The following is a 9971-nucleotide window of genomic DNA, read 5'->3' as shown; positions in this document are numbered from 1 at the left end:
ACGACGCGTTCGCTTCCGTCTTCATTGCGCAGCACGGCCAGTGCGGGCAACGGCGTCAACGACAGACGCTCAGGGGTGGTGCGTGAGGCCTTGGCCTTCAGGCCGAGTTGCCTGGCCGCTTGCAGCAACGTGGCGGTCGTTATGGGCTCCGAAGGCGCCAGGCCCAGCTGGTGCGCCAGCAAAGACGCATCGGCTGCTACTTGATGAAACCGCGCAATGGTGCACAGGGCCTCCAGGGACGCAAAAGCCGAAGTCGTCGACTCTCCTTCTCGTGACCCCTCGCCCGCATATGGCTGTGCGACGGACCGAGGTGGCCCCGCAGTCGTGCTTTGCATTCACTCTCTCCCTTATCTGAACTCTGCGGTTCAGGTTTCAGAAAGATATCGTGACGGCTTGTGCGCTTGTTCAATGCATTGTGAAAAGACAGACTTGGAGGACTAGAAACAACGCAATGTCAACTCGGAAAGTTCACATCGCATGGTTGTCAACAAACAATCAATGTTTGCTCACTTCCGGTCACGTCTCGGCGCAGAAAAACGGCCGTGACTCGACGCGCATTGCGGCTGATGAATCAGGCCTCGTCGTCGCGCGCGGGACATCGCGTTGGGCGCGGGTATGGGATGTCGTTGCGGCACTAGACCCGTTGGCGGGCGCTGCTTTCGGTTGTGACGCCTTTGTTCAGGGCGTGTGCACAGGGCACGCTCTGGGTGATCGCGCGATCAACCACTGCTCTGAAAACGCACACGCCGATGGGGTGCCTTGCGCAGCGAAATAAAGGAGGAGGCCGCAGGCCGGGGGACATTCGCGGAGCAAGGCACCCCGTCGGCGTGAGCGTCGCCCCGAACAACGCAGCTCAAGCACCAAGCAAGAGACGAAAGCCTCAGTGCGACTTACCGGCAGACCCCTTGCGCCGGTCGATGAACGCGATGATCTCGCCCATGATCCCCTTGCGGAAGGCGAGCACGCAGATCACGAAGATCAGGCCCGTGACCATGGTCACCGATTCGCCCAGCGTGTTGAACCAGTCCACCGTGGTGATGCGGGCCAGAAAGTTGCCGAGCTCGCCGATCTTGTTCTCCAGCAGCACCACCACCGCCGAGCCCACCAACGGACCTGACAGGGTGCCCAGGCCGCCCACCAGCGTCATCAGAATGACCTGGCCCGACGCCGTCCAGTGCACGTCGGACAGCGTGGCAAAGCCCAGCACCAGCGTCTTGAGCGAACCGGCCAGGCCCGACAGCGCCGCGGAAATCACAAACGCCAGCAGCTTGAAACGGCTCACGTCATAACCCAGCGACAGCGCGCGCGGCTCGTTCTCCTTGATGCCCTTCAGCACCTGTCCGAACGGCGAGTGAATGGTGCGCACGATCAGCAGAAAGGCCGCGACCACCACGACCAGCGCCACGTAGTACATCGTGAGGTCGTTCGACAGGTCGATCAGCCCGAAGAGCTTGCCGCGCGGCACGCCCTGCAGGCCGTCTTCGCCGCCCGTGAACTTGGCCTGCAGCGCGACGAAGAACATCATCTGCGCGAGCGCCAGCGTGATCATCGCGAAGTAGATGCCCGTGCGGCGAATGGCCAGCACGCCGAAGAGCCAGCCCAGCAACGCGCCCGTGATCGTGCCGGCGAGCAGGCCCAGCTCGGGCGTGAGGCCCCAGACCTTGATGGCGTGCCCGGCCACATACGCGGAGCCGCCCAGAAAGGCCGCATGGCCAAACGACAACAGGCCGGTGAAGCCCAGCAGCAGGTTGAACGCCGCGGCGAACAGTGCGAAGCACATGAGCTTCATCACGAACACCGGGTAGGCGCCGAAGAACGGCGCCGCGATGAGCGCGAGCAACAGCAGTGCGTAGACGACGAGGGAGATTTTTTTGGTGTTCATGCCGCTCGCCTTATTTCTCTTTGCCGAACAGGCCGGCGGGGCGGATGAGCAGCACGATGACCATGATCACGAACACAACCGTCGACGACGCCTCGGGGTAGAAGACCTTGGTGAAACCCTCGATCACGCCCAGGCCCAGGCCGGTGAGGATGGCGCCCATGATCGAGCCCATGCCACCGATGACGACCACCGCGAACACCACGATGATGAGGTTCTGCCCCATCAGCGGCGACACCTGAATGACCGGTGCGGCCAGCACGCCGGCAAAGGCGGCCAGCCCGGCGCCGAAGGCGTAGGTCAGCGTGATCATCAGCGGCACGTTCACGCCGAAGGCCTCCACCAGCCGCGGGTTCTCGGTGCCCGCGCGCAGGTAGGCGCCAAGGCGCGTTTTCTCGATCACGTACCAGGTGGCGAAGCACACCACCAGCGAGGCCACGACGACCCAGGCGCGGTAGTTGGGCAGCACCATGAAGCCCAGGTCGGTGGCGCTCGACAGTGCCTCGGGCGCGTCGTAGGCCAGGCCCGACACGCCGTACACGGAGCGGAAAACGCCCTCGATCAGCAGCGTGAGGCCCAGCGTGAGCAGCAGGCCGTAGAGGTGGTCGAGCTTGTAGATCCAGCGCAGCAGCAAGCGCTCGATCACGATGCCGAAGAGGCCGATGACGATGGGCGCGGCAATCAGCATCACCCAGTAGTTGATGCCGAAATACTCCATCGCCATCCAGGTCAGGATGGCGCCCATCATGAACAGCGCGCCGTGCGCGAAGTTGATGACGTTGAGCAGGCCGAAGATCACCGCCAGCCCGAGGCTCAGGATGGCATAGAAGGAGCCGTTCACCAGCCCCAGGAGGAGCTGGCTCAACAAGCCGGGAAGGGAAATGGTCATAAGCGTTTCAACGAACCCGGGCGCCGAGAAAGCGCCCGCGGGGGATCACTTCCAGAGGGCGCAACGGCTCTCGGCCTTCGTGGTGTAGACGTCTTCGCCCTTGAGCTTCTGAACCACCTTGTAGTAGTCCCACGGCTGCTTGGACTCGGCCGGCGACTTCACCTGCATCAGGTACATGTCGTGCACGAAGCGCCCGTCCTCGCGGACCACGCCCTTGGCGTAGAAGTCGTCGATGGGGGTCTTCTTGATCTGCGCCATCACGGTGTCGGCGTCGATGCTCTTGGCAGCCTGCACGGCCTTCAGGTAGGTCATGGTGGCCGAGTAGTCGGCGGCCTGGATGTCGGTGGGCATGCGCTTGGTCTTGTCGAAGAAGCGCTTGCCGAAGGCGCGCGTCTTGTCGTCCAGGTTCCAGTCCCAGCTGGTGGTGAGCAGCAGGCCTTCGGTGTTCTTCAGGCCCAGGCTGTGCACGTCGGTCACGAACACCAGCAGGCCGACCATCTTCATGGTCTTGCTGATGCCGAATTCCTTGGCCGCCTTGATGGCGTTGATGGTGTCGCCGCCGGCGTTGGCCAGCGCCAGCACCTGGGCCTTGGAGTTTTGCGCCTGCAGCAGGAACGACGAAAAGTCGGACGTGTTCAGCGGATGCTTCACGCTGCCCACCACGGTGCCGCCCTTCTCCTTCACCACCTTGGAGGCATCGGCCTCCAGGGCCTGGCCGAAGGCGTAGTCGGCGGTCAGAAAGAACCAGCTCTTGTCGCCGCGCGCAATGACCGCGCTGCCCGTGCCCTTGGCCAGCGCCACGGTGTCGTAGGCGTAGTGCACGGTGTAGGGGCTGCACTGCTCGTTGGTGAGCGCGGAGCTGCCCGCGCCGTTCACGATGAACACGCGCTTCTTCTCCTGCGCCACCTTGGCCATGGCCAGGCCGGTGCCGGAGCTGGTGCCGCCGAACAGCATGGTCAGGCCCTGCGTGTCGATCCACTCGCGCGCCTTGGAGGCGGCAATGTCGGCCTTGTTCTGGTGGTCGGCCTGCAGCAGCTCGATGGGCATGCCGTTGACCTTGCCGCCGAAGTCGTCGATGGCCATCTGGATGGCCAGCGCGCCGTTCTTGCCTTCCACGTCCGCGTAGAGGCTCGACATGTCGGTGATGAAGCCGATCTTGACCTTGTCCTGCGCCTGCGCGGCGCCGGCCGCCATCAGGCAGGTGGCGGCAAGGCAGGCAGAGGCGATGAGCGTGCGTTTCATGGAATGGTTCTCCTCGATGACTTCGGTGGGGTGTCGGTAGCGGTGGGTGCGGCGGTAGGTGCGGCGGCCTCAGCCGATCATTTCCAGGCGGCGCACTTGGTCTCTGCCTTGGTCGTGAAGACCTGGTCGCCCGGCAGCGTCTTGAGCACCTTCAGGTAGTCCCACGGCTTCTTCGACTCGGCGGGCGACTTCACCTCGACCAGGTACATGTCGTGAATGAAGCTGCCGTCGGCGCGGATCTGGCCCTTGCCGTAGAAGTCGTCGATCTTCATGCTCTTGAGCTGCGCCATCACCTTGTCGGAGTCGGTGGTCTTGACGGCGGCCACGGCCTTCAGGTAGGTCATAGTGGCGGAGTAGTCGGCGGCCTGCACGTCGGTGGGCATGCGCTTGGTCTTCTCGAAGAAGCGGTTGGCAAACTTGCGCGACTCGTCGTTCAGGTCCCAGTACCAGCTGGTGGTGTGCAGCAGGCCTTCGGTGTTCTTCAGGCCCAGGCTGTGGATGTCGCTCAGGAACACCAGCAGGCCGGCGGTCTTCATGGTCTTGTTGATGCCGAATTCGCGCGCCGCCTTGATGGCGTTGATGGTGTCGCCACCGGCATTGGCCAGGCCCAGAATCTGCGCCTTGGAGCTCTGCGCCTGCAGCAGGAACGACGAAAAGTCGGATGCGTTCAGCGGATGGCGCACCGCGCCCACCACGGTGCCGCCCTTCTCCTTCACCACCTTGGTGGTGTCGGCTTCGAGTGCATGGCCGAAGGCATAGTCGGCCGTCAGAAAGAACCAGCTCTTGCCGCCGCGGTCGACCACGGCCGCGCCGGTGCCCTTGGCCAGCGCCACGGTGTCGTAGGCGTAGTGCACGGTGTAAGGCGAGCACTGCTCGTTGGTGAGCACCGAGCTGCCCGCGCCGTTGTTGAAGTACACGCGCTTCTTTTCTTCGGCCACCTTGGCAGTGGCCAGCGCGGTGCCGGAGTTGGTGCCGCCAAAGATCATGGTCACGCCGGCGGTGTCGACCCATTCGCGCGCCTTGGAGGCGGCAATGTCGGCCTTGTTCTGGTGGTCCGCCACCAGCAGCTCGATGGGCTGGCCCAGCGCCTTGCCGCCGAAGTCGTCGATGGCCATCTGGATGGCGGTGGCACCGCCCTTGCCTTCCAGGTCGGCGTACAGGCTGGACAGGTCGGTGACAAAGCCGATCTTCACTTTTTCCTGCGCTTGCGCGGCGCCCGCGCCCAGCGCGAGGATGCCGATGGCGGTGGCGATGAGGCCGAGTTTCTTGTTCATGGTGTTGTCTCCTGAAGGAATCTTTGTGGGATGAGAGCGGTTGTCTTGTGGACGTATCGGAAGATGTGCGGGCGCGTCAAACGCCCAGCAGCTCGGTCAGCACCGGCATCTTGGCTTCGAGCTCCGCGGCGCCGAACTTCAGCGCGATGCGCCCGTGCTCCATCACGTAGAAGCGGTCGGCCAGCGGCGCGGCAAAGCGAAAGTTCTGCTCCACCATGACGATGGTGTAGCCCTTGGCGCGCAGCGTGGTGATCATGCGGGCCAGCGCCTGCACGATGACCGGCGCCAGGCCTTCGGAAATTTCGTCGAGCAGCAGCAGCTTGGCACCCGTGCGCAGGATGCGCGCCACGGCCAGCATCTGCTGCTCGCCGCCCGACAGGCGCGTGCCCTGGCTGTGGCGGCGCTCGGCCAGGTTGGGGAACATGGCGTAGATTTCGTCGACCGACATGCCCGGGCCCGCGCCTTTCAGTTCAGGCGGCAGCAGCAGGTTTTCTTCGCACGAGAGGCTGGCGAAGATGCCGCGCTCTTCAGGGCAATAGCCGATGCCCAGGTGCGCGATGCGGTGCGTCGGCATGCCGATGGTTTCTTTGCCGTTCACCTCGATGCTGCCCTTGCGCGCACCCGTGAGGCCCATGATGGCGCGCAACGTGGTCGTGCGGCCCGCGCCATTGCGGCCCAGCAGCGTGACGACTTCGCCGGGCTGCACGACCATGTCGACACCGTGCAGCACGTGCGATTCGCCGTACCAGGCTTGCAGGCCCTTGATTTCCAATGCGGCGGTCATGTCAGTGTGCGCCTTGCATTTCGCCGTCGGTGGTGCCCATGTAGGCCTCCATGACCTGTGGGTTTTTCGAGACCTGCGCGTAGGGCCCTTCGGCCAGCACGGCGCCGCGTTGCAGCACGGTGATGGTGTCGGCAATGGTCGACACCACGCTCATGTTGTGTTCCACCATCAAGATGGTGCGGCCCGCCGACACGCGCTTGATGAGCTCGGCCACGCGGTGCACGTCTTCATGGCCCATGCCCTGCGTGGGTTCGTCCAGCAGCATCAGCTCGGGCTCCATGGCCAGCGTGGTGGCAATCTCCAATGCACGCTTTCGGCCGTAGGGCAGGTTCACGGTCTGCTCGTCGGCCAACTCTTCGAGCCCGACTTCGGCCAGCAACTCGCGCGCCCGCGCATCGAGCGACTTCAGCGACTTTTCGCTCTTCCAGAAATGGAACGAGGTGCCCAGCCGGCGCTGCAGGCCCAGGCGCACGTTTTCCAGCAGCGTGAGGTGCGGGAAAACGGCCGAGATCTGGAACGAACGGATGATGCCGCGCCGCGCGATTTGCGCGGGGCGTTCGCGCGTGATGTCCTGGCCGTTGAAGAGGATCGTGCCGGTGGTCGGCTCGAGGAACTTCGTCAGCAGGTTGAAGCAGGTGGTCTTGCCGGCACCGTTCGGGCCGATGAGCGCGTGGATCGAGCCGCGCACCACCGACAGGTTGACCTTGCTGACCGCGGTGAACCCTTTGAATTCCTTGGTGAGCTGGCGTGTTTCAAGAATGACGTCGCTCATTGCGCGAGGTCGCCCGGGTTGGAAAAAAGAAAGTCGGTCATGCGGTCCATCTAGTCGCCACTGCCGGGCGCGCAGTGATTGTTGGTGGGCGTCATGCAATTTCATACTGGGGCAAATGCCTATGCTGCAGTGCAACCTGAGCGAGGCGGCGCGGCATTCGAAACGGGGACTGTCGTTGCAGCGACAAACGGGCCTTCAGCGCGCCGGACGGCTGTAGGCATCAGCCGCAGGGAAACCCCAACCAAGGATCGGCGAGGCCTGCATAGACTGGTGCTCAACATGCTCGATTTCCGCTCGCCCGATTTCCTCTCCGACCACATCCTGCACACGCTCGCGTTCTATGCGCCGCGCAGCCTCGACGACGCGGGTGGCTTCTTTCATTTCTTCAAGGACGACGGCACGGTGTACGACCGGCGCACGCGCCACCTGGTGAGCAGCGCGCGCTTCGTGTTCAACCACGCCATGGCATACCGGCGCTTCGGTGATCCGGGGCACCTTGCGGCCGCGCGGCATGGGCTGGCCTTTCTTCAGCAAGGCCATGCGAAGGCGCAAGGCGGCTATGCGTGGCAGATCGACTGGCACCAGGGCAAGGCCGCGGTGCAAGACGCAACCAACCACTGCTACGGCCTGGCCTTCGTGCTGCTCGCGCATGCGCATGCGCTGATGGCCGGCATCGAAGAGGCCCGTGCCGGCCTGGCACACACCTGGGAGCTGATGGAGCAGCACTTCTGGGAGCCTGGGCATCAGCTCTATGCCGACGAGGCCACGAGCGACTGGCAGGTTGGCCCCTATCGCGGGCAGAACGCCAACATGCATGCCTGCGAGGCGATGCTTGCCGCCTTCGAGGCCACGCAGGAGGCACGCTACCTCGAGCGCGCATTGGCGCTCGCGGAATCGGTCACTGGCCGGCAGGCCGCGCTGGCCGATGGGCTGGTGTGGGAGCACTACCGGCAGGACTGGTCGATCGACTGGGACTACAACCGCGGCGACAAGACCAACATCTTCAGACCCTGGGGCTTTCAGACCGGCCACCTGACCGAATGGGCCAAGCTGCTGCTGCAACTGGAGCGCCACCTGTCCACCGCGAACCACGACGCCAACCGCACCGCCGACTGGATCGTGCCGCGCGCGCGGCACTTCTTCGACACCGCCATGTTCCGAGGCTGGGACGCCGACAACGGCGGGCTGGTCTACGGCTTCGGGCCCGACGGCAAGGTGTGCGACGGCGACAAATACTTCTGGGTGCAGGCCGAGAGCTTTGCCGCGGCCGCCCTGCTCGCGGTGCGCACCGGCGACGCCAGCTACTGGGACTGGTACGACAGCATCTGGGCATACAGCTGGGCACACTTTGTCGACCACCGGCACGGCGCCTGGTACCGCATCCTCACGCCGCAGAACCAGAAGATCAGCGACGAAAAAAGCCCGGCCGGCAAGACCGACTACCACACCATGGGCGCGTGCCACGACGTGCTGCGCGCACTGCGGATGTGAAAACCCCCAGGTCTTCCTGAGGAAGCCTGGGGGTCGAAAGGGCCAGAGAACGAAAGGCGGGGTTGCCGTCGATCAGGTCAGTGCGCGCCTGCCGCGGCGTCGCCGCCCGCACCGCCCTTTTGCGGCCGTGCCAGCCACACCAGCGGAATCAGCAGCAGGAACAGAATTGCCGAGGCATAGAAGATGTCGTTGGTCGCCAGCATGTAGGCCTGCTGGTCGACGATGCGGTTCATCTGCCCCAGCACCTGCTCCGAGCTGAAGCCGCTGCTCGACAGCCCGGCCATGGCGCTGGTGGCCGCGTTGTTGCTCTGGTTGATCGTCTCGGCCAGCTGCGCGTGATGCAGCGTGGCGCGGTTGTCCCACAACGTGGTGGTGAGCGATGTGCCCACGGCGCCCGCCGTGATCCGCAAGAAGTTCGACAACCCCGACGCCGCCGGAATGCGGTCCGGCGTGAGGCCCGACAGCGTGAGCGTCACCAGCGGAATGAAGAAGAACGCCATTGCAATGCCCTGGATCACCGTCGGAATGATGATGGTCACAAAGTCGGCCTGCGTGTTGAAGTTCGACCGCATCCACAGCACCAGCGCAAACACCAGGAACGAGAACGTGGCGTAGCGGCGCGGGTCGACCTTGGCCACAGTGAGCCCCACGATGGGCGAGAAGATGATCGCCAGCATCCCCACCGGCGCCATGATCATCCCCGCCTGCGTGGCGGTGTAGCCCATCCACTGCTGCAGCCACAGCGGCAGCAGCACCACGTTGCCGAAGAACAGGCCGTAGGCCACGGCCGTTGCCACGGCGCCCGACCAGAAGTTGCGGCGCTTGAACAGCGACAGGTCGACCACCGGGTGCTTGTCGGTCAGCTCCCAGATCAGGAAGAACGCGAAGCCGACCACGGCTATCACCGCCATCGCGATGATCTGCGGCGAATGGAACCAGTCCAGCTCCTTGCCCTTGTCGAGCATCAGTTGCATCGAGCCGACGAACAGCACCAGCAGCGCCAGGCCGATGGCGTCGATGGGCACCTTGTGCGTGGTGCTCTCGCGCTTGCGATACAGCGCCCACGTGATGGAAGCCGCAACAATGCCCACCGGAATGTTGATGTAGAAAATCCACGGCCACGAGATGTTGTCGGTGATCCAGCCGCCCAGCAGCGGCCCCATCACCGGCGCGACCAGCGTGGTCATCGACCACATGGCCATGGCCAGGCCCGCCTTGGCGCGCGGATAGCTCGACAGCAGCAGCGTCTGCGAGAGCGGAATCATCGGCCCCGCCACAAAGCCCTGCAGCGCGCGAAAGGCGATCAGCGTGGTCATGTTCGGCGCCAGGCCGCACAAGAGCGAGGCCATCATGAACAGGATCACGCTGGCCATGAACAGGCGCACCTGTCCAAAGCGCTGCGTCATGAAACCGGTGAGCGGCACCGCAATGGCGTTGGCCACCGCGAAGCTGGTGATGACCCAGGTGCCTTGCGTGGTGCTCACGCCCAGGTCGCCCGAGATGGCAGGCAACGACACGTTCGCAATCGACGAATCGAGCACGTTCATGAAGGTTGCCGCAGACAGCGCTACCGTGCCCCAGACGCGGGCGGCGCCTTCGAGCGGTGGGTGCGCAATGTAGGCAGGAGCAGCGGTGGCCAT

The 9971-nt window shown here is 64.3% G+C and carries 9 protein-coding genes; 1 reads left to right on the top strand and 8 read right to left on the bottom strand.

Annotated features, from left to right (window positions below):
* The 7 genes from VLK31_RS33445 to VLK31_RS33415 form a co-directional block, all read right to left on the bottom strand.
* Window positions 1–182 (bottom strand): hypothetical protein (locus tag VLK31_RS33445; RefSeq protein ID WP_409172792.1); only part of this gene is annotated, 182 nt, incomplete at its 3' end.
* A 698-nt stretch (window positions 183–880) separates the two neighbouring features.
* On the bottom strand, window positions 881–1882 hold the full coding sequence (locus tag VLK31_RS33440) for a branched-chain amino acid ABC transporter permease (protein ID WP_409172791.1): 1002 nt from the start codon (window positions 1880–1882) through the stop codon (window positions 881–883).
* Between the two features lie 10 nt (window positions 1883–1892).
* The gene (locus VLK31_RS33435; protein WP_409172790.1) at window positions 1893–2768 is read right to left on the bottom strand and encodes a branched-chain amino acid ABC transporter permease; all 876 of its coding nucleotides are present in this window, start codon (window positions 2766–2768) and stop codon (window positions 1893–1895) included.
* 45 nt (window positions 2769–2813) lie between these two features.
* The gene (locus tag VLK31_RS33430) at window positions 2814–4010 is read right to left on the bottom strand and encodes an ABC transporter substrate-binding protein (RefSeq protein WP_409172789.1); all 1197 of its coding nucleotides are present in this window, start codon (window positions 4008–4010) and stop codon (window positions 2814–2816) included.
* A gap of 77 nt (window positions 4011–4087) precedes the next feature.
* A complete protein-coding gene (locus tag VLK31_RS33425) occupies window positions 4088–5284 on the bottom strand; it encodes an ABC transporter substrate-binding protein (protein ID WP_409172788.1) in 1197 nt (398 codons plus the stop codon).
* Between the two features lie 76 nt (window positions 5285–5360).
* Window positions 5361–6068: an ABC transporter ATP-binding protein gene (locus VLK31_RS33420; RefSeq protein ID WP_093128605.1), complete on the bottom strand. Its 708-nt coding sequence runs from the start codon at window positions 6066–6068 to the stop codon at window positions 5361–5363.
* Between the two features lies 1 nt (window position 6069).
* Complete coding sequence (locus VLK31_RS33415) at window positions 6070–6840, bottom strand: ABC transporter ATP-binding protein (RefSeq protein WP_409172787.1); 771 nt, start codon at window positions 6838–6840, stop codon at window positions 6070–6072.
* A gap of 279 nt (window positions 6841–7119) precedes the next feature.
* Between VLK31_RS33415 and VLK31_RS33410 the strand changes: the two genes are divergently transcribed.
* Window positions 7120–8331 (top strand): AGE family epimerase/isomerase, encoded by a 1212-nt coding sequence (locus tag VLK31_RS33410; RefSeq protein WP_409172786.1) that lies wholly within the window; start codon window positions 7120–7122, stop codon window positions 8329–8331.
* A gap of 77 nt (window positions 8332–8408) precedes the next feature.
* On the opposite strand, the gene VLK31_RS33405 is transcribed toward VLK31_RS33410, so the two are convergent.
* A complete protein-coding gene (locus tag VLK31_RS33405; RefSeq protein WP_409172785.1) occupies window positions 8409–9971 on the bottom strand; it encodes a DHA2 family efflux MFS transporter permease subunit in 1563 nt (520 codons plus the stop codon).

It is taken from the genome of Variovorax sp. H27-G14 (assembly GCF_046156345.1).
GTDB lineage: Bacteria > Pseudomonadota > Gammaproteobacteria > Burkholderiales > Burkholderiaceae_C > Variovorax.
Note: the sequence above shows the minus strand (reverse complement) of the source record. Positions and strands in the feature narration are given on the sequence as shown.

Coding starts and splice junctions, on each gene's coding strand:
- VLK31_RS33410 (WP_409172786.1), top strand. CDS start 7,120: ATGCTCGATTTCCGCTCGCCCGATTTCCTCTCCGACCACATCCTGCAC.
- VLK31_RS33430 (WP_409172789.1), bottom strand. CDS start 4,010: ATGAAACGCACGCTCATCGCCTCTGCCTGCCTTGCCGCCACCTGCCTG.
- VLK31_RS33415 (WP_409172787.1), bottom strand. CDS start 6,840: ATGAGCGACGTCATTCTTGAAACACGCCAGCTCACCAAGGAATTCAAA.
- VLK31_RS33420 (WP_093128605.1), bottom strand. CDS start 6,068: ATGACCGCCGCATTGGAAATCAAGGGCCTGCAAGCCTGGTACGGCGAA.
- VLK31_RS33440 (WP_409172791.1), bottom strand. CDS start 1,882: ATGAACACCAAAAAAATCTCCCTCGTCGTCTACGCACTGCTGTTGCTC.
- VLK31_RS33405 (WP_409172785.1), bottom strand. CDS start 9,971: ATGGCCACCGCTGCTCCTGCCTACATTGCGCACCCACCGCTCGAAGGC.
- VLK31_RS33435 (WP_409172790.1), bottom strand. CDS start 2,768: ATGACCATTTCCCTTCCCGGCTTGTTGAGCCAGCTCCTCCTGGGGCTG.
- VLK31_RS33425 (WP_409172788.1), bottom strand. CDS start 5,284: ATGAACAAGAAACTCGGCCTCATCGCCACCGCCATCGGCATCCTCGCG.